Genomic DNA, 19906 nt, shown 5'->3' on the forward strand with positions numbered 1-19906 from the left:
AGTTTGTTTCCTAAATTAACCGGTTTAGGATATATTTGTATGATTAACTTATTGAACACATAAACGCATTTTACATAGATGAAATTTATAGTATCAAGTACCTATTTACTGAAACAATTACAAGTTCTTGGCGGTGTTATAAACAGTTCAAACACCTTACCCATTTTAGATAATTTCCTTTTCGAATTAAACCAAACGGAATTAATTATATCAGCTAGTGATTTAGAAACAACTATGTCTTCTAAACTAGAAGTGGAAAGTGATAATAGTGGTAGCGTTGCAGTTCCTGCAAGACTATTATTAGATACGTTGAAGACATTTCCAGAGCAACCCTTAACTTTTGTGGTTGAAGAAAATAACACGATTGAAATCAGCTCTAATCACGGTAAATATGCTTTGGCTTATGCGGATGGTGCCGAGTTTCCTAAACCAGTGACTTTAGAAGATGCTACAGCAACAACCTTAAATGGTGATATTTTAGCAACGGCTATCAACAAAACTATTTTTGCTGCAGGAAACGATGATTTACGTCCAGTAATGAGTGGTGTCTTTTTTCAATTTTCTACGGAAGGTTTAACCTTTGTAGCGACGGATGCCCACAAATTGGTCAAATATTCGCGTGCAGATGTGCAAGCATCAGAAGTTACCGAATTCATTATGCCGAAAAAACCTTTAAATTTATTGAAAGGTATTTTAGCCGCTAGTGATGATGATGTGACTATTGAATACAACGATTCGAATGCGAAGTTCACATTTGAAAACGTAGAATTAATTTGCCGATTAATCGATGGAAAATATCCAAACTATGAAGCGGTAATCCCAAAGGAGAATCCAAACAAATTAGTCATTAATCGTAATCAGTTTTTAAACTCGGTTCGTCGTGTGAGTATTTTCTCAAATAAAACAACACACCAAATTCGTTTAAAAATTGCTGGTGCTGAATTAAATATTTCTGCTGAAGATATTGATTACTCAAACAAAGCAGAAGAACGTTTGACGTGTGATTACCAAGGTGATGATATGCAAATTGGTTTTAACTCGCGTTTCTTAACGGAGATGTTAAACAATCTAACCAGTGACGATGTGCAGTTAGAAATGAGCTTACCAAATAGAGCTGGAATTCTAACACCTGTTGATGGTTTAGATGAAGGCGAAAATGTAACCATGTTGGTAATGCCTGTTATGTTGAATAACTAACACAAATTCCTTCTAAAGAGCAGGAATCTCTAATAAATAAAAAAAACCACAACAAATGTTGTGGTTTTTTTTATACAAGTTAATTAGTAAAAAACTTTATAATATTACTTTATAAACGTAATAGAAAGCGGATAACTAGTTACTTCACCATTACTTGCTTTAATCGCATTTATTATAGGGAACACAAAAGCAATAACGCCAATTATAATAAGCATTAAAAAGCCTAATCCTAATAATATAATGGCTGGAATACTTAAAATAGCATATATAAACATGCTGATTTGAAAGTTGACTATTTTCTTCCCTTGTTCGTCCATTTTAAACACTTTATCTTTTTGAGTCACCCAAATAATAAGTGGCACAATAAGTCCGCCAAAACCTGTAATATACGTTAGTAGTTGACTTAAATGGGTTAAAACTAATAATTGATTATCTTCTCTCATGATGATTTTGTATTTTAATTGATGTATTGATTGGACGTGAAACTCTAACAAATGTTACAAGTATTACATAAAAATTATAGAGTTTATAATTATTTTTTTAATACAATTAACTCAATACGTCTGTTAAGCTGACGCTCCTTATCATTCTTTTCTGGATAGTAAAGCGGCTCCAAAAACCCCATACCTTTTATACGTATTCGATTAGCATCAATCCCATTCTCAATCAAATAATTTTTAACAGCAAATGCACGATTACGCGATAACTTCAGATTAGAATCTGATTGCTGTGGTTTAGGCATATCTTCTGACGTTTCTGGAATAACACCACAACACACATGGCCTCTAATTTCTACAACAAGATTTGGATTTTTAAGTAAAACTTCTTTAAGGGATAACAATTCGGAATATGAACTTGGTATAATGACCGCTATTCCTAAATAAAACAAGATATTACGGAGTACAATCCGCTCACCAACTTCTAATTGATTGATTGAATCGAGATAATTGGCCGATGAATCTGGCAAACTAACATCATTTTCTGCGAGCAAATTGTTAGAGTACATGACATAACAAATAACCTTTCTATCCATTGCGTTACCTTGATATTCATTATAGTTTTTAGGCTTGGGTTGTTCGCTTTTTGAAAAAACACTTATAGAATCTATAAACTGTTCGTTAATTATAAAGTCACTAATATTTTCTGCCCTCTTAAATGCCAATACATGATTACTTGTATCAGATCCAACATAATCCGCAAATCCTTCAACCTTAATTTTTAGTAACTTTTTGTTGGTTAAAAAATTCAGTATTTCTGTTTCTTGATTTGAGGACAATTTATAAGCGTCCGTTTTGTAATAGAAAACTAAAGTATCGTTTAAAATGTTAGACTCTTGGGCATTTAAAATGGTAAAGCTCCCTAATAAATATAAACCGACAATCATTAATCTCATAAAAATTATATTTTAACTTGTGAACACTAAAAATAGGGTATCATATTTAATTTGAGTTGCATTTATTACTTTAACTGCAAAGTTAATAGGTAAAAAATCTCGTAATAATTAAAGTACCTTTGCTCTTAAGAAATTATAATATTGAAAAAATTCCTAACGAACATAGAGCTATTTTTAAAAGGCTCCGATTTTTACAGAGGTCTTAAAATTACTTTTGCTGTTTTAATTCCTCTAATAGCACTTAATTTTATAGGCTATTTTGAATTTGCGCCTGCCATAGTAATTGGTGCTTTTTTAAATGCACCAGGTGATATTGCTGGCAGTATAAAACGAAAAGTAAATGCCATATTAATTAGTATTGGTTTAACCATGCTAATTACAGCTATCATTTTATTTCTAAAACCATACCTCCCACTTTTAGTTATTGCGCTGGCCGTTATATCATTTGTTGTATCCTTTATTTCGGTTTATGGGTTCCGCGCTTCATTGGTGTCGTTTTCAGGATTACTTGCTATGGTACTGGCATTTGCAATTGAGAAAGAAACAGCACAAGAAATTTTCATACATATTGGACTCATGGGAATTGGTGGACTTTGGTATTTATTGGTGTCCTACCTATTTCAAAAATTAGCACCCAAAAAAGAAGAGAACCAACTCCTATCGGATACGCTTTTACTTATTGGCGACTATTTAAAACTACGAGCAAGGCTATTAACGAAAAGCAATAAACGAGAAGAGCTCATACAGAAAACCTTTTTACTTCAAACGCAAATTAATGAGAAACACGAAACCTTAAGAGAAGTACTTTTTACAGGAAGAAAACGATCTGGTCGCTCACATTACGATGAAAAACAAGTGTTAATCTTTATATCATCTGTAAATATATTTGAACTCATTGAGGCAAAGCATTTAGATTACAATGAATTAGACAGATTGTTTGGCAGCAATAAAAAGCATCTTAAAGCTGCTAAAAAATTGAATACCGTAATGGGCAACCACCTAATTAAGCTGTCCGAGTTATTAATTCAGAATGATGAGCTGCCTAATAGAGATAATTTATTAAAAGCACTTGCAAATGCACGTCAAGCTATTACAGATTATGTTAACGATGTTAAACTTCCAAAAGCCCTAGAAGGCTCACTTCTTTTGCGGAATCATTATGATTATCAAGAGCTTTTACTGGAAGAAATACGATCTATCAGACGTGTCATGGCAAACGTACAACATGCTTCTAAAGTGTCATTAAAACGTCAAGATGCCAAGCAATTCTTAACGCTTCAAGAATATCGTTTTAATGTTATTCTCCAAAACTTAAGTTTCAATTCAACATTATTTAGTCATGCCCTTCGATTTACAGTGGCTATTGTATTTGCTTTTATTTTGGGAACAGTTTTTAATATTCATAATACCTATTGGATTCTATTAACCATTATTGTGATTATGAGGCCCAATTACGGTTTAACTAAAGAGCGCTCCAAAGATCGTATTATAGGCACGCTTATTGGTTCAGCCTTTGCCATTGGTATTGTATTAATAACCCAAAATATCATGGTGTATGGTGTGTTAGCTATTATATCATTAACCTTAACATTTGCTTTAATTCAGCAAAACTATAAGTCTGGAGCTGCATTCCTGACTATTAATATCATTTTTGTGTATTCATTAATGAATCCGAATACGTTTGAAGTTATTCAATACCGAATAATAGACACCATTATTGGTGCAAGTATTGCTGTAATTGCTAATTATTTTTTATGGCCATGCTGGGAAAGTAATAATTTAAAAGATGTATTATTAAGCACAGTTCAAAAAAATAAAATTTACTTATTAGCCACTAAAGATTTATATCATGATAAAAATGAAAATCAGTTGGCATATAAAATTGCTAGAAAAGAAGTGTTTTTAGCCATTAGCAATCTGAATGCAGCTTTTCAGAGGTTAACACAAGACCCAAAATCAAAGCAGAAGGAATTTCAATTAATTTATAATTTAGTAACCTTAAACCAAACCATGGTTTCCGCTATTGCGTCTATTGGTAGTTTTATTCTAAATCATAATACCACAAAAGCTTCTGAACAGTTTGATGCCGTATTATTAAACATTGTGGATAACCTGCATGAGTCCTGCGAGGTATTAGAAGGCGTTGTTCCTGCTAATAATCCAAATGAGAAATCGGTAATCCGTGCTGAAGAATCCTTATTAAGAGCCTATCAGAATTTATCTTGCTTACGTGATAGAGATATCCAAGAAGGCAATACTGAAATCGATACGGATACCTTAAACCAATTGCAAGAAGCCTATTTAATATCCAATCAACTTATTTGGTTAAAAACCTTATCTGAAAATTTAAAGAAAGCTACAACTCGCTACCAAGAGGTTTATAGCAAAAGCGTATAAACGGGACCAAACCTTATTATTCTTACAACCATGGTCTGCATTCCATTAAAAAAAGTATTCAGACTACATTGACAAATTAACAAATACAATCAATTAGGAACAAAAAGAACTATTAAAGAAATAAAAAATCCTTTCTAATACTATAAAATGATAAAGGTCTCACACATATATTTGTAAGTATATACTTAATTATAAGTAGATTATTTTTATATTCAGTTCAAAATTTTGTTACTTAACAGTCCCTATGTCTCATAAGTTGTTTAAAAAATACACGCTTTATTTTGCTCTATTTTCTACAGTATTTTATGCTGTAGGTCAAAATGATGTGCAAGTAGACACGTTGAAAATTAAACAAATAGGCCAAAAAGAAGGTTTAATACAGCTTAATGTAAAAGCCTTGGTTCAAGATGATTTGGATTATCTTTGGTTAGCTACGGAAGATGGTTTACACCGTTATAATAGTGCTGATTTTAAAGTCTACAACAACAACCCTTTGAATTCCTTGAGCATACCAGAAGATCACGCTAGGGATTTATTTATAGCAAACGATACACTTTTTATAGCCTCCAACTCCAAAGGTATTTTTGGTTTGAAGTTATCCACAGGTAAATTTATTGAGCTTTCAAAAAATTTGGAGGTTTTAAATACGAATACATCTTATAAAATTCGCCCTTTAGGCAAAAAGGCACTATTGTTTTCTTTTCGGAATTCGTTCATGATTTTCGACCGAAAAAATAAAACACTTAAAACAAAGAACCTACCAAAAAGCAAGATTGAAAATTACGTACAAGATGTGTTTGCGCTTGATAACGAAAATTATATTTTGGCTACTACGGCATCCGGCCTTTTAAATTACAATATTAAAAGTGACGTTATAAGCAACTTCAATATGCTAGATGACAGCTCACATAACGCAATCTTTATTCAAGATAGCTCCATGTACATTGGTACAGATATAGGTTTTTATAGTTATGATTTACAAACAAATAAAACAAACATTATTATCAATAATGATGGCGTTAATTGTTTTTATTTAGGCCAAAATAATCGGATTTTAATTGGTACAGATACAGGATCTTATACTTATTTTATGCAACAAGAAAACTTGGTAAAACATGTGTTTGTTGATCAAAATAATATGAGTTTCACACCTATTGAAATCAATGATATTAAAGGTGACAAAGAAGGGAATTTATGGTTTGCTACAGATGGCGAAGGTTTGTTTCATTTTAATAGCTATCGCGAAAAATTTAAAACGCTCAAGTTAAAAATACCTGATTTTTCAGCTTCAAAAAAAATAAGCACCTTTCAATTTCTTCCTCTTAAAGATTCCACTTTACTGATAGGAAGCACTGTAGGTATTATTAAGTATGATTTCAAAACACAAACATTTAAGCAGTATCAAAATCATAAAGACGAATTAATTTACACCTTAATCAAAGATTTTAATGGTACTATTTGGGCTGGTGGATTTACCACGGGTTTATTAAAATATAATCCAGAAAGCGATAGATTTTTAGAAGTAAAAGGTGCAAAAAACAACATATCAGATCGTGATGTTATTCAAGTTACACCACGTTCTAAAACTGAACTTCTAGTAGCTACATGGTCTGGTGGACTGTATATTTACAATATAGAAACCAATACTTTTTCGGAATTCCGTATTAATAATAAACCGTTGAATAGAGCACGAACATCATTCGTAGATTCAAAAAACAATTTGTGGTTAGGTACAGATGAAGGTGTTTTTAGGTTAGATAAAAACGGACACGCGCAAAAACTTACAGCCGAAGATGAAAATAACAAAAAGTTAAGTAGTAACCGTATTTTCGGTATCGCTGAAGACTCAAAAGGAAACATGTGGTTTGGCACCAGTGTTGGCCTAACAAAATTAGATTTCAAGACCTTAAAAACCACCATATACTATAAACAAAAGGGCCTTCCTAACGATTTTATCTACACCGTTATAGTGGATGATAAGGATGATATTTGGCTTAGCACCAATTATGGTATTTCCGTGCTGAACACAAACAACAACACCTTTACAAATTATACCCAAAGTGACGGGTTGCAGAATAATGAATTTAATGGTAAAGCCGGGTTTAAGGATTCCCATGAATCGTTTTATTTTGGCGGTATAGATGGCATCAATATATTCCAGCCAACCACCATAAAAACAAGTCCGTTTTTACCAAAAGTACATATTGAATCTATTGAGTTGTTTAATACAGACATAAATAGAAATGACCTATATAGTAACAAAATGGAATTTAAGAGTGACGAAAACGTATTAACGTTTAATTATAGGGCTATCAATTTCATCAATTCTGACAAAGTGGATTATGCCTATTACATGGAAGGATTTGATGAATCCTGGAGACCCATTACCAAAAACAAAAACATTACTTATACCAACCTAAATCCAGGAACCTATACCTTTAAAGTTAAAGCAACTAATGCAAATGGAATTTGGAGTCCTCATGAAGACACCATGCAACTCACCATTGTACCGCCATGGTATCAAACCACCCTTTTTAATATAATAATTCTAATTATACTTCTAAGCTCAATTTTCGGTTTCTACTACTACAAAACCTATCGCTTAAATCAAGAGAAGCACTTATTAGAAAAGACCGTTACAGCGCGTACAAAAGAAGTACAAGCTAAAAACGATGCATTAAATGAAGCATATGAAGTTTCAATTTCGCAAAGAGAAAATATTAAATTCCTGATGCGTGAATTACAACATCGCGTAAAAAACAACCTACAAATTGTGTCTAGTTTATTAAACATACAATCACGACATATTCAAGATGACGTGGCGCATGAAGCCTTACAAGTTGCAAAAAACAGAATCTTGGCCATTGCTTTTGTGGAAGATGCTCTTAAACTGGATTCCAAGACTATAGAAATAAAAAAATTCACGATTAATTTGTGTAATAACATATTAGAGGCCTTGGGCGAATCGGAACAATTAAAATTTAGAATGCAATACCAAATTAAGCCCTTTGAATTACATAATTTAAATACAACGGTATACGGTTTAATTTTAAACGAACTAATAACAAACATATCTAAACATGCATTTAACACATTTAGCGAAGATAATTTGGTTACCATAACCTGTACAGAAAACAACACTATTTTGACATTAATAGTCAACGATAACGGCAAAGGTTACACGGAAAACGATACCAAATCCAATTCCATGGGACTGGATCTAGTGCGAGATATGGTAACACAAGTAGATGGAACTTTAAATATAGAAAGTCATTTTGGAACTAAAAATATAATAAACATACCCTTAAAAAATTTATAAGTAAAGCACGTAAAATTATGTTACACATATTACTAATAGAAGATGAATTGATAATAGCCAAGGATCTCCAATTGTCCTTAAACAAAGATCAATTTGCTCAAATAGATGTGGCAAGAAACTATGAAAGTGCCATAGCTCTATTTTTAAAAAATGATTACAACTTGATTATTTCAGACATCAACCTGAAATCGGATAAGGATGGTATAGACATTATAGAAAAAATCAGTGAAACCACAATAATTCCCGTGGTATATCTTACCGCCTATTCAGATGCAGACATCGTGGAGCGCGCAAAAAAAACAATGCCATTTGCCTATATTCTTAAACCGTTTAATCTTAATCAGCTGAAATTAACCATAAATTTGGCACTCTTAAACTATAAGAAATATCAGGAAAATATGGAACCTTCCGATGCGAATGCGGCTTTAGTGAAAACACTAACCAAGCGTGAAAAGGAAATTTTGGTCGTCCTAGCCTCTGGTAAATTAAGTAAAGAAATAGCCGCTACCCTAAATATTTCCGTACTAACCGTTGAAAAACACAAACAAAATATTAGAAAAAAACTGGACCTGGTAACCATTGGCGAGTTAATTAATTTTGCATTAACCTCTAGGTTGTATGTGTTGAGTGATTAATGTCATGTAATAAAAAGAAATTTATTTTAAAGTTTTTTAATCTTAATTTAGGGTTTCATCATGTGAAATCAACGCGTTTTTCTAATTTGTTAAAGTCCTGTTGAAACTAAAAGTTGAGGCACGTATGATTATAATATAATTATATTTAGAACGTGAAATTTGTAACAACTTTATATTATTAAAACATAAAATAAGCCTAAACACCACAACTATGAAATTGACCAAAGCCTATATTATAATAGCCACTGCCCTAGTATTTGTTAGTTGTAAAACATCTCAAATTGCTACTAAATCGACTGTTGAAACGTCAACCTTCGAGAAGTTAGCAACTCTAAAAAATGTGGTACGTATTGAAAAAAGAGAAGCGGTTAGCCATTTTGATGAAAATTATGAAATTTGGTTTCAGCAACCCATTGATCATAATGATTTAACGAAAGGCACTTTTAAGCAACGTGTTTTTTTAGGTTTCGAAAATATAAACAAACCCGTAATTGTAGAACTTCAAGGTTATGGTATTGGTTCTGAAAAAGCGGGAGAATTGGCAAATCATTATCAAGCAAATCAGTTAAGCATTGAGCACCGTTATTTTAATAATTCGCGTCCCGAAAATATTGACTGGAATACCTTAACCGTTGAAAATGCGGCAAAAGACCAAAATTTTATTATTAGTGAAATTAAAAATGCGCTCTATCCCAACGCGAAGTTTGTTACGACAGGAATCTCTAAAGGCTGCCAAACAACCATGGCACACAGAAGTTATTTTCCAAAGAATGTTGATGCCAGCGTCTGTTATGTGGGACCGTTAAATTATCAGCGTGAAGACCCAAGAGTGTATTCGTTTTTAAAAAATGTAGGCACAAAAGAAGATCGTGAGAAAATTAAGGCCTTTCAAAATCTATGCTTTGAAAATAGAAACGCCCTTTTAGAAATAATGAAAAAAGTTGGTCAGGAAAAAGAGTTGTCTTGGGAATTTGGCGTTGAAAAGGCCATAGATTATACTATTTTAGAATATTCATTCGCCTTTTGGCAATGGGGAACGTCGGTTGATAGTATTCCTTCTGGAAGTGTGAAAGTGGAAGAACTATACAAGCACTTAATAGATGTGGTTGGTTATGGTTTTTTTGAAAAGCAATCTGTTACCGGTTTACAACCTTATTTTTGGGCGGCATTAACCGAACAAGGCATTTATGGTTATGAAACGGCACCATTTAAAACGTATTTAAACACCGAAGAAATTTATAAATTCGATTGGGCTTTTCCTGAAGGCATTAGTAAAGCCTATAACTTAAAACCGATGCAGGATATTAAAACCTTTTTAGATACTTCGGCTCAAGATATGTTGTTTATTTATGGCGAATACGATTCTTGGAGTGCAACGGCCGTAGAGCTTACAGAAGACGCTTCACAAAGAGCCGTTTATAAGTTTGTAAATCCTAAAGGGAGTCACACCACAAGAATCAATAGTTTTAAGCCAGAAACGAAACAAGAAATTTATACCATTATAGATGGATGGTTAGCCGATTAGCTTTCCATTACGTAAAAAATGAAAACTATTCCGCCTCCCGAAAAGAAGGCGAAATAGAAGTCTGATTATTTGTATATAAAATGGAAATCTAATGGTTTATTATTAAACAATTAAATTAATAACCAAAAGGGTTGTCTATGCTGTGTATAGGTTGAGTAAACCATTTAGGCCCCGAGTTTGTCATATATACATGGTCTTCATGACGGATTCCAAAAGCATCTGGCACGCAAATCATAGGTTCAATACTAAACGTCATGCCAGGCTCCAAAACCGTGTGGTCGTTTTTAACAATATAGGGCCATTCGTGAATTCCTAAACCAATACCATGACCGGTTCTATGTGGTAATCCCGGTAATTTATAATCAGGACCTAAACCATGTTTTTCTAAAGCAACTCGAGCTGCTTTATCAATATCTGCACAGGTATTTCCTAATTGAGACGCCTTAAAAGCGGCTAACTGGGTTTCTTTTTCAATGTTCCAAATACGGGTTTGCTCCTCATTAGCAGTTCCAAAAACATAGGTTCTGGTAATGTCCGAAAGATAATCATGAAGCATACACCCGGTATCAATTAGAACCATGTCGTTTTCTTCTAAATTTTTAGGCGATTTGACGCCATGTGGAAAAGAGGAATCGACTCCAAACAAGACGATACAAAAATAAGAGCCAGTTGGAATACCATGCTTTTTATGGGCCTCGTGAATAAAATCGGTTACGTCTTTTGCTGAAATCCCCACGCGTAAAATTCTAGCTGTCGCTTTTTGAACCTCCAGCGTAATATCCATAGCATGTTGCATAATAGCAATTTCTGTTTCAGACTTTACCATTCTACAGCCTGCCGTAATTGGTTTTGAGTTGACTAAAGTATAGGAGTTTTGCGCATTTTTAATGCCATCAATTACAAAAAATGGTGTGGATTCATCCATCGCAATGTCGCCAGCTTCTACCCCATTATTTTTCAGAATGTCTACAAATAGTTTGTACGGCGATTCATGCTCTATCCAACATGCAATAGTGCCGTCAATCAACATAAAATCTAATATGGTTCCTTTTTCAAATTCCGGAGCTATATAAATAAGGGTTCCATTTGGAAATAATAAAGCACCTACCATGCGCTCACTAGCACTCCATTTCATGCCTGTAAAATAAAATAAATTGGCGCCAGCATTCAAGTACATCGCTGGTATATTTTGATCTTGCATTAACTGACAAGCTTTGTTTATGCGTTGTTGAAATTCTTCTTTTTCTATGGGCTTAATTAAATGTGCTGTTGGTTTTATAGCGTTTAACTCTGCTTCTATTGTTGATCCTCCTATTCCTATCATCTTATTTTTTATTTGATCATTAATGCTTCAATATCACTAATTTCAATTGGCATTTTTTCTGTTAAATTTATAGTTCCATTTTCCGTAATGAGGTAATCATTTTCTAATCTGCAACCAATACCTTCTTCAGGAATATAAATTCCAGGTTCGCAAGTGAGTACCATTCCCGCTTCTAAAGGACGCGAATACAATCCAACATCATGCACGTCTAATCCAATATGGTGCGCAGTACCATGCATAAAATATTTTTTATACAAGGGTTTTTCTGGGTCCTGATTTGCAACCTCATCAGCGTTTAATAACCCTAAAGCTATCAATTCAGTTTCCACCAATCGCGCCATTTGAGTTTCGTAATCTGAAGGTAAAACACCAGGTTTTAATAATTTACGCCCTTCTTTTAAACACTTTAAAACAGAAGAATAGACTTCTTTTTGTCTTTCTGAAAATGTGCCATTTACCGGAAAACAACGGGTTGTATCACTATTATAATTGGCATAGCAAACGCCAAAATCTAATAATATCATATCGCCAGCTTCACATAAAGCATCATTTGCATTATAATGCAAAGCGCAGGCATTTTTACCCGAAGCCACAATGGGTTTAAAGGCATGTCGGGTTGCGCCAGATTGTATTAAATTATAGGATAATTCGGCTTCCAACTCGTATTCCTTCATCTCTGGTTTACACGCTTTTAAAACACGCATAAAACTAACGACGCTAATAGCTGCGGCCTTCTTAATTTGAAGAATTTCTTCTTCATGTTTTATTGGCCGTAACGCTCTCGTTATTTTCGCAGCGCGATAATAATCATGCAAAGGATATTTTTCTTTACACCATTTAATCATTCTGTCTTGTTGCGTTTCTTGGTCTTTTGTAACCCGTTTTAAATGTTCATTATGTCCAAGATAAAACCCATCGGCTTCAAAAGCCATGTATTGTAAAGTCATTTCAAAATCTTGAACCCACACTACGCGTTCAATCCCTGAAATTTCTATTGCTTGTTCTTTGGTGAGTTTTTCACCATCCCAAACTTTTATCTGCTCATTGGTTTCCTTAATAAATAAAATGGCTTTATTTTCTTTTTTGTAGGCATCAGGATAAAGCACTAAAATAGTGTCTTCTTGATCAATTCCAGAGAGATAAAATAAATCGTTGTTTTGAGTAAATCCCATAACATCGTCGGCATTGTTATGTTTTACATCATTAGATGTTAAAATAGCCATGGTGTTTGGTTGCATTTTAGAAATAAAGTTCTTTCTGTTTTTTTTGAATAAGGTGTTTTGAATGGATTCGTATCTCATATTGAAATTTTGTGTAGATATAAAGTAGCTATAAAATGGATAAAATCGAAAGTAGTCTTTTTATTTGAAAATAGCAATCCGTTGCGCTGGTATTGATACTGAAATTAGGCGCTCATCTCCCACTTTTATAGTCGTGTAATGCGTTGCTGCGAATTAAGCTTTTCAAGAAAATATGCGTACGTTTTTATATAAAAAAGGCTGACTAAAATATAAGTTTTAGTCAGCCTTTTTTCATTATTTAAGAATTAACCGTCGTGATTAGTATGATCTTCTGCTTTCATGTCACCAGATTGGTTCATTTCCATATCATGGTCATATTTACAACAGCCTGGTAAATTTTCATAGGCATCTAAATCACCCGTTGCTTTTTCAGTATCGTAACCCGATGCTGCAATGGCATTATGAATCGCCATGGCATCTGTTTTGGTATCATCAAAAGTCACGTCAATTTTCTTTTTATCAACGTCCCAATTGGCGCTTGCAACACCTTCCACGCCATTCGCGGCTTTTTCAATAGTGGATTTACACATCCCACAATTTCCTCTCACTCCAAAAGATAGGTCTGCCATGGCTAGTTCTTGTGATACTTCCGTTGTTGGTGTTTCTGTTTCTTGTTTCGCTTCGTTTTTACAACTTGTGAAACCTATAGCTGCTAGTAGCGCTACACCTAAAATTACATGTTTGTTTGAAAAATTCATAGTTTAAAATTTAATTATTAATTATTGATTACTTGTTTTACTTATTCTATTACTTGTTTTACGTCACCACAAGTTAACATGGCATCCCCAAAATAAGGGTTAAAAACGGTTTCTTCCTTACTTAACCAATAGGCGCCTTTGTTATTATCGGCCATCGGACAATACTGATGATACACTTTTTCATTGATACCAAACACTTCAATAGCATTGGTTAATTGTGTGGACAAGTTTTTGAAATAGCTTCGTTGTTCCTTGATGTCTGCTGTTTTTGAAATGGCTATTGCTGCAGCCTTAATCTCTGTTTGTAAGGCCATCCAATGGTTATGAGCGTTATTATCTTTTAGAAGTTTCATATCCACTTTAGATACATTATCTATTAGTTTTTTTGATGCTACTTCTACATCTTTTGAAGCATCTTTTACCAAAGCATCTTTTAATTGGATATAATCATTAAAAACTGTTTTCAATTGATTTTGAAATGCTTCTGAAACGCTTACCCTTTCATTCAAATTGAAATGAGATTTTTGATCTTCTGAAGCGGCACCTTCCATTCCAAGATGGCCTTCGTGACCAGTTGACGTTTTAACACCTGTCTTATTCATCATGGATTTTTTTCCTTGTAATTGCGCGGCTGCATCAACAGTAAACGTGCCGTTAGTTACAATGTGGTCGCCATTATTTAAACCTTCTAAAACGTGATAGTTATCGCCTATTTTAGTGCCTAAAGTGATGTTGCGCATTTCAAAAACAGGTTGATTAGGATCGGTTTTTAAATACACGACTGAACGTTCTCCTGTCCATAAAACGGCTGATGATGGAACCGTCAACATTTGGTCTTTAGTTGAAGCAACACCCTTAATGTGCCCTGCAACAAACATACCTGGTTTGAACGTATTATCTGTATTGTTAAGTACAGCTCTTAATTTTACAGTCCGTGTTTGGGTATCTAAAATGGGGTTTATAAAATCGACTTTTGCTTTAATTTCTTCATTAGTATTTGCATTAGTCGTTATAGAAATATCTTGACCTTTTTTAAATAAATCAATTTGATTTTCATACACATCAAAACTCGCCCAAACCGTATTGAGATTGGCTATTTTAAGTAGCGGTTGACCTTGCTTAATATAGTCGCCTTGTTCTACCAGTTTTTCTGAAACCGTACCAGAAACCGTAGCATATACAGGAAAGTTTTCTTGTACTTTTCCCGATTCTTCAATCTGATTGATTTGGTTTTCAGACAATTTCCATAATTTCAGTTTGTTTCGAACTGCTTTGTATAATGCAGGTTGCGACTCTTTTAAAGACGACGTTGTAATAAGTTCCTGTTGTGCGGCATACAATTCTGGGGAATAAATGGTTGCTAATAGTTGTCCTTTCTTAATTTCTTCTCCTGTAAAACTCACATTAAGACGTTCTAGTCTCCCAGAAAAATAACTGACTTGTACGGCATTTGCTTCTTCATTGGCAATAATCTTTCCAGATAATTTAAGGGTATTATCTTCTGTTTTTCCATTACCTACAATCGATGTTTGAATGTTTGCCAAAGCCAGAGCATTTTCAGTGAGCTTGAATTGATCTGCTAATAAACCATCGGCACTACTTTCGGCAGGAATTAAATCCATACCACAAATAGGACAATCGCCAGGTTCAGGTTGCATAATTTGTGGATGCATGGAACAGGTCCACATTTGATTCGTTTCTGCTACGGCATCGTGATTGTGCTCTGTTTCGTTGTTGGATGTGCCACTGAAAAGAAACCAGCCAAATAGGATCCCTATAGCAAGTAAACCAACATAAATGACAGCTTTATTATTTTTCATTTTCTAATCGTTTTATCATGACTTTCATTTGTTCAATTTCTTTTCGTTGGGCTTCAATAATAGCATCTGCTAATTTTTTAACTTCTGGATCCTGAATAGCTGCTCTCTCACTAGTTAAAATGGCAATTGAGTGATGTGGAATCATACCTTTTAGCCAAAGTAGGTCCCCTACAATGGGTGCCTGTGCTCTTACCAAACCTAATGCGCTCATAAAAAGTATAAAACTCCCAACGAGAATACCAATATTCTTCTTTTTATTTTGATACATGTTCCGCATAAAAAACCACATGATGACTGCCATAGTTGAAATCCCTAAACACACCATATAAAAACGAGTCATACTAAAATAAACATGATCGATTGCATACGTGTTTAAATACATGGTGATGTACATAGCTATAAATGACAAACCCAGCATTAAGAAGAATTTAGTATAATTCTTCATACCGCTTTTCTGTTTGTTGTGTTCTTGTGAATTCATAATTTTTTAGTTTTATAATTACTATTTCGTTTTAAATTAATTAACCGTAAATGGAAATTCAATTTTCACCTTTTCCCAACTCATACCTATTGCACCAGAATTATCACTTGTTTTAGTGACTTTATATTCTAGGTGTTCTTGAATGTTTTCAGAAATATCAGGCGTTACTTTAAATCGAATTACATCATCTTTTTCATCATACTCATCCTTACCATGCTGGTCCCAATTTTTATTAATCATGACCGTCCATTGATCTTTAGATGGAATTGTAAAAAAACCATATTTTCCTTTTGGTAGTACGTCTCCGAAAATAACCAAATCTTTATCAGTTTCTATCCAAGTTGCCATATGTGCACCAGCTTGCCAAACATGGTCATAACCCACTAAACCTCCAAAAATAATTCTATCTCTAACGCCTGGTGACGAATAATCTATATGAATATGAGCGTTGTTAATCATTGCCATGGCAGTCGTATGTGGACTTAATACTTTCTTTTTTGGTGCTTCATCTTTTTCTGAAGTTGTAACATGATTTTTATGATTATTTTTCTCCGTTTGTTTTGTTTCGTTTTTACAACTTAAAACGGAAAACACCATTACTAGTACTACAATTAAATTTTTCATATTATACATTATATTTTAATAGTTCGTAATCGTAAGGCATTCCCAATAACGGAAACCGAACTGAAGCTCATGGCTAATGCTGCAATCATTGGCGACAATAATAGTCCGAAAACCGGGAATAACACACCTGCAGCAATTGGAACGCCTAACGTGTTATATACCAATGCGAAAAACAGATTTTGTTTGATGTTTTTCATCACACCATGACTTAAGTTTTTAGCTTTTACAATGCCGTGTAAATCACCTTTAACCAAAGTTATCATGGCGCTTTCAATAGCCACATCTGTTCCTGTTCCCATGGCAATACCAACATCACTTTTTGCTAATGCTGGCGCATCGTTGATACCATCACCAGCCATGGCCACAACTTTACCTTGCGCCTGTAGTTTTTCTACCACTTTGAGTTTGTCTTCGGGTAACATACTGGCTTGAAAATCGGTGAGATTTAACTCGGACGCTACTGCTTGCGCAGTATTGTGATTATCGCCAGTTAACATGATAACATTAATGCCTTTATCCTGAAGCTCCTTAATAGCTTTGGCACTTGTTGCTTTGATTTTATCGCCAATGACGACATATCCAACAACGTTGCCATCTATAGATAAATAAGAAACCGTTTTACCTTGTTTTTGATAGCTTTTTGCTTCGTCTTCCATTTCAGCAGCAATTTCGGCTTTTGCATAATCCATCATTTTTGGATTTCCTAATGCTACCGTTTTACCATTTATTTTACCTTCAACACCTTTACCTGTAACGGCGCTGAATCCTTCAGATTTTAAGACGTCTGTTTTCTGTTCTTTTCCGTATTTAACCGTTGCTTCAGCTAATGGATGTTCAGAATTACTATTTAAGGACACTATATATTGAAGGACTTCATTTTCGGAAAAATTAGTTCCAAAAGCACCAACTTTTTCAACTGTCGGTTTGCCTTCGGTAATGGTTCCTGTTTTGTCCACAATTAAGGTATCTACTTTGTCCATTTTTTCAAGAGCTTCGGCATTTTTAATCAGCACACCGTTTTGAGCACCTTTACCAACACCAACCATGACAGACATTGGTGTTGCCAATCCTAATGCACATGGACAGGCAATAATTAAAACCGCAATAGCATTCACAAAGGCATACACATAAGCAGGTTCTGGTCCCCAAATGGCCCAAACCACAAAGGTTATTAATGAGATTCCGACCACCACGGGCACAAAATAACCAGACACTTTATCGGCTAAATTTTGAATGGGCGCACGACTTCTACTGGCATCGTTCACCATGTGAATAATTTGAGAGAGTAAGGTGTTGCTTCCTACTTTTTCGGCTTTCATCAGGAACACTTGATTCCCGTTTATAGTACCACTACTTACTGTATCGCCTACCGTTTTGTTAACAGGAATTGGCTCTCCCGAAATCATCGATTCGTCAACCGTAGTTTCACCTTCGGTTATGGAACCATCTACAGGGATTTTATCGCCTGGTTTTACTTTTAAAATATCGTTTAATTCTATTTTATCAATACTGACTTCAATATCTTCACCATTAACAACTTTCGTGGCTTTATTTGGTGCTAATTTTAATAATTCTTTTACGGCCGAATTGGTTTTACTATGGGCACGCGCTTCTAACAATTGACCTAATAACACCAATGTTAAAATTACGGTTGCAGCTTCAAAATAGACGTGAACGGCTCCCGATTCGGATAAAAATTGCTCTGGGAAAAAATCCGGAAAAAACATCCCAAATACACTAAATAACCAAGCCACACCAGCTCCAATACCAATAAGCGTGAACATATTCAGGTTCCACGTTTTGATACTTCTGTAAGCCCGTTCAAAAAACATCCAAGTGGCATAAAACACCACTGGAATGGATAGTGCAAACTGAACCCAATTCCATTTCACTTGATCAATAATGTCGTATAATGGATTGTTAGTCAGCATTTCGCTCATAGCGATAATAAAAATAGGCAAGGTGAATATGGAGGCTATCCAAAACTTCTTCAACAGTTTTTTATAGGTTTTTTCTTCTGAAGACAAGTCTGGTTGCATGGGCACTAAATCCATTCCACAGATTGGGCAAGCTCCAGATTCATCTTTAATCACTTCCGGATGCATTGGGCAGGTCCATTGTTCTGAATTAGAAGTTGAAAGGTTTTGTTCTTCCACTAAATCCATTCCACATACAGGACAATCACCAGCTTTATCATAGGTTTTATCGCCTTCACAATGCATGGGGCAATAAAATGTTCCAGTACCTTTGCCTTTCGGTATTTCTACTTTCGCATCTTCAGATGGCTTATCTCCAAGTATATGAATACTGTAACTTCCACCATCATTTTTTAATGCGTCCTGAAATGTTTCAATAGGAATATGCGATGCCATTTCAAGAGTTGCTTCTTCTTTTTCTAAATTGACCGTTGCTTTTGAAACACCTTCCACTTTTGAAAGTATGTCTTCAACGTGACTGCGGCAACCGTTGCAAGTCATTCCGAGAATATGATATATCATTCCTGCAGAAGCAGGAATCTCATCGTTCTGAATGTGAAGCGTATAAGTGTCGCCATCCTTTTTCAAAGCCTCTTGAAAGGTCTCAATAGGAATATGTGATGCCATTTCAATGCTAGCTTCAGCCTTTTCTAAATTGACAGTCGCTTTTGAGACACCTTCCACTTTGGAAAGTATGTCTTCAACGTGACTGCGACAACCGTTGCAAGTCATTCCCTGTATGTTATATGTGTGTTTCATAGTTGTTGTGTTATGGACCTAACAGTCCCGACATTTCGGGACTGTTAGGTCTGGTCTATTTATTAAAGCGTATCAATAACCGATTTCAATTTATTGGTTATTTCCTCGGCAATCCCTTTTAAATCATCGTTATCTACAGCTTGCATGCTAGCCATAGGATTGACTGCAGAAACTTCAATGTCTCCCGAATCTAATTTCTGTACAATAACGTTACATGGCAACATGGTGCCAATCTTATTTTCTGCCAACAACGCTTTATGCGCATATGTTGGATGGCATGCTCCTAAAATTTTGTAGTCGTTAAAATTGACATCCAATTTCTTTTTGAGGGTTGCTTTAATATCAATTTCCGTTAAAACGCCAAAGCCTTCTGTTTTAAGTGCTTCTGTTACTTTTTCTATAGCGTCATTAAAATTTCCTTTTACTGTTTTGTTAAAATAATACGTCATAATGTTCT

The 19906-nt window shown here is 34.5% G+C and carries 15 protein-coding genes; 5 read left to right on the forward strand and 10 right to left on the reverse strand.

Annotated elements, in window-relative coordinates:
* Positions 1-78 precede the first annotated feature (78 nt).
* Positions 79-1197 carry a DNA polymerase III subunit beta gene (gene dnaN, locus ES675_RS11130; protein WP_066253252.1) on the forward strand — a complete coding sequence of 373 codons (1119 nt, stop codon included), beginning with the start codon at positions 79-81 and terminating at the stop codon, positions 1195-1197.
* 104 nt (positions 1198-1301) lie between these two features.
* On the opposite strand, the gene ES675_RS11135 is transcribed toward dnaN, so the two are convergent.
* Both ES675_RS11135 and ES675_RS11140 read right to left on the reverse strand, forming a co-directional pair.
* Positions 1302-1640, reverse strand: a complete 339-nt coding sequence (locus ES675_RS11135) for a DUF4870 domain-containing protein (protein WP_066253021.1) — start codon at positions 1638-1640, stop codon at positions 1302-1304.
* A gap of 89 nt (positions 1641-1729) precedes the next feature.
* The gene (locus ES675_RS11140) at positions 1730-2590 is read right to left on the reverse strand and encodes an OmpA family protein (RefSeq protein ID WP_082985940.1); all 861 of its coding nucleotides are present in this window, start codon (positions 2588-2590) and stop codon (positions 1730-1732) included.
* Positions 2591-2731: 141 nt separating this feature from the next.
* Here ES675_RS11140 and ES675_RS11145 point away from each other — a divergent pair, with 141 nt between their 5' ends.
* From ES675_RS11145 to ES675_RS11160, 4 genes are all read left to right on the forward strand, one after another.
* Positions 2732-4987 carry an FUSC family protein gene (locus ES675_RS11145; protein WP_066253014.1) on the forward strand — a complete coding sequence of 752 codons (2256 nt, stop codon included), beginning with the start codon at positions 2732-2734 and terminating at the stop codon, positions 4985-4987.
* A gap of 244 nt (positions 4988-5231) precedes the next feature.
* Positions 5232-8306, forward strand: a complete 3075-nt coding sequence (locus ES675_RS11150) for a ligand-binding sensor domain-containing protein (RefSeq protein ID WP_066253011.1) — start codon at positions 5232-5234, stop codon at positions 8304-8306.
* A gap of 17 nt (positions 8307-8323) precedes the next feature.
* Positions 8324-8941, forward strand: coding sequence for a response regulator transcription factor (locus ES675_RS11155; protein WP_066253009.1), 618 nt, complete (start codon positions 8324-8326; stop codon positions 8939-8941).
* Positions 8942-9152: 211 nt separating this feature from the next.
* A complete protein-coding gene (locus tag ES675_RS11160; protein ID WP_066253006.1) occupies positions 9153-10466 on the forward strand; it encodes a S28 family serine protease in 1314 nt (437 codons plus the stop codon).
* A gap of 115 nt (positions 10467-10581) precedes the next feature.
* Here the strand turns inward: ES675_RS11160 and ES675_RS11165 are convergent, their stop codons facing one another.
* The 8 genes from ES675_RS11165 to ES675_RS11200 all read right to left on the reverse strand — a co-directional run bounded on the left by ES675_RS11165 (position 10582) and on the right by ES675_RS11200 (position 19898).
* Positions 10582-11790 carry a M24 family metallopeptidase gene (locus ES675_RS11165; protein ID WP_066253002.1) on the reverse strand — a complete coding sequence of 403 codons (1209 nt, stop codon included), beginning with the start codon at positions 11788-11790 and terminating at the stop codon, positions 10582-10584.
* Positions 11791-11798: 8 nt separating this feature from the next.
* The gene (locus ES675_RS11170) at positions 11799-13091 is read right to left on the reverse strand and encodes an aminopeptidase P family protein (protein WP_066252999.1); all 1293 of its coding nucleotides are present in this window, start codon (positions 13089-13091) and stop codon (positions 11799-11801) included.
* Positions 13092-13336: 245 nt separating this feature from the next.
* On the reverse strand, positions 13337-13789 hold the full coding sequence (locus ES675_RS11175) for a heavy-metal-associated domain-containing protein (RefSeq protein WP_066252995.1): 453 nt from the start codon (positions 13787-13789) through the stop codon (positions 13337-13339).
* Positions 13790-13830: 41 nt separating this feature from the next.
* Positions 13831-15609, reverse strand: coding sequence for an efflux RND transporter periplasmic adaptor subunit (locus ES675_RS11180; RefSeq protein WP_066252993.1), 1779 nt, complete (start codon positions 15607-15609; stop codon positions 13831-13833).
* A complete protein-coding gene (locus ES675_RS11185; RefSeq protein WP_066252990.1) occupies positions 15599-16090 on the reverse strand; it encodes a DUF305 domain-containing protein in 492 nt (163 codons plus the stop codon). The genes ES675_RS11180 and ES675_RS11185 overlap by 11 nt, the downstream gene beginning before the upstream one ends.
* A 36-nt stretch (positions 16091-16126) precedes the next feature.
* Positions 16127-16714, reverse strand: a complete 588-nt coding sequence (locus tag ES675_RS11190; RefSeq protein ID WP_066253055.1) for a DUF2911 domain-containing protein — start codon at positions 16712-16714, stop codon at positions 16127-16129.
* A gap of 8 nt (positions 16715-16722) precedes the next feature.
* Complete coding sequence (locus tag ES675_RS11195) at positions 16723-19449, reverse strand: heavy metal translocating P-type ATPase (protein WP_082985939.1); 2727 nt, start codon at positions 19447-19449, stop codon at positions 16723-16725.
* Between the two features lie 62 nt (positions 19450-19511).
* Entirely contained in the window at positions 19512-19898 is a 387-nt protein-coding gene (locus tag ES675_RS11200) for a DUF302 domain-containing protein (protein ID WP_066252987.1), read from the reverse strand.
* Between the last annotated feature and the right edge of the window lie 8 nt (positions 19899-19906).

This window comes from Algorimicrobium algoritergicola, assembly GCF_008086165.1.
Lineage (GTDB): Bacteria > Bacteroidota > Bacteroidia > Flavobacteriales > Flavobacteriaceae > Algorimicrobium > Algorimicrobium algoritergicola.

Coding starts and splice junctions, on each gene's coding strand:
- ES675_RS11135 (WP_066253021.1), bottom strand. CDS start 1,640: ATGAGAGAAGATAATCAATTATTAGTTTTAACCCATTTAAGTCAACTA.
- ES675_RS11140 (WP_082985940.1), bottom strand. CDS start 2,590: ATGAGATTAATGATTGTCGGTTTATATTTATTAGGGAGCTTTACCATT.
- ES675_RS11155 (WP_066253009.1), top strand. CDS start 8,324: ATGTTACACATATTACTAATAGAAGATGAATTGATAATAGCCAAGGAT.
- ES675_RS11160 (WP_066253006.1), top strand. CDS start 9,153: ATGAAATTGACCAAAGCCTATATTATAATAGCCACTGCCCTAGTATTT.
- ES675_RS11180 (WP_066252993.1), bottom strand. CDS start 15,609: ATGAAAAATAATAAAGCTGTCATTTATGTTGGTTTACTTGCTATAGGG.
- ES675_RS11175 (WP_066252995.1), bottom strand. CDS start 13,789: ATGAATTTTTCAAACAAACATGTAATTTTAGGTGTAGCGCTACTAGCA.
- ES675_RS11190 (WP_066253055.1), bottom strand. CDS start 16,714: ATGAAAAATTTAATTGTAGTACTAGTAATGGTGTTTTCCGTTTTAAGT.
- ES675_RS11150 (WP_066253011.1), top strand. CDS start 5,232: ATGTCTCATAAGTTGTTTAAAAAATACACGCTTTATTTTGCTCTATTT.
- ES675_RS11195 (WP_082985939.1), bottom strand. CDS start 19,449: ATGAAACACACATATAACATACAGGGAATGACTTGCAACGGTTGTCGC.
- ES675_RS11200 (WP_066252987.1), bottom strand. CDS start 19,898: ATGACGTATTATTTTAACAAAACAGTAAAAGGAAATTTTAATGACGCT.
- ES675_RS11170 (WP_066252999.1), bottom strand. CDS start 13,091: ATGAGATACGAATCCATTCAAAACACCTTATTCAAAAAAAACAGAAAG.
- ES675_RS11185 (WP_066252990.1), bottom strand. CDS start 16,090: ATGAATTCACAAGAACACAACAAACAGAAAAGCGGTATGAAGAATTAT.
- ES675_RS11165 (WP_066253002.1), bottom strand. CDS start 11,790: ATGATAGGAATAGGAGGATCAACAATAGAAGCAGAGTTAAACGCTATA.
- dnaN (WP_066253252.1), top strand. CDS start 79: ATGAAATTTATAGTATCAAGTACCTATTTACTGAAACAATTACAAGTT.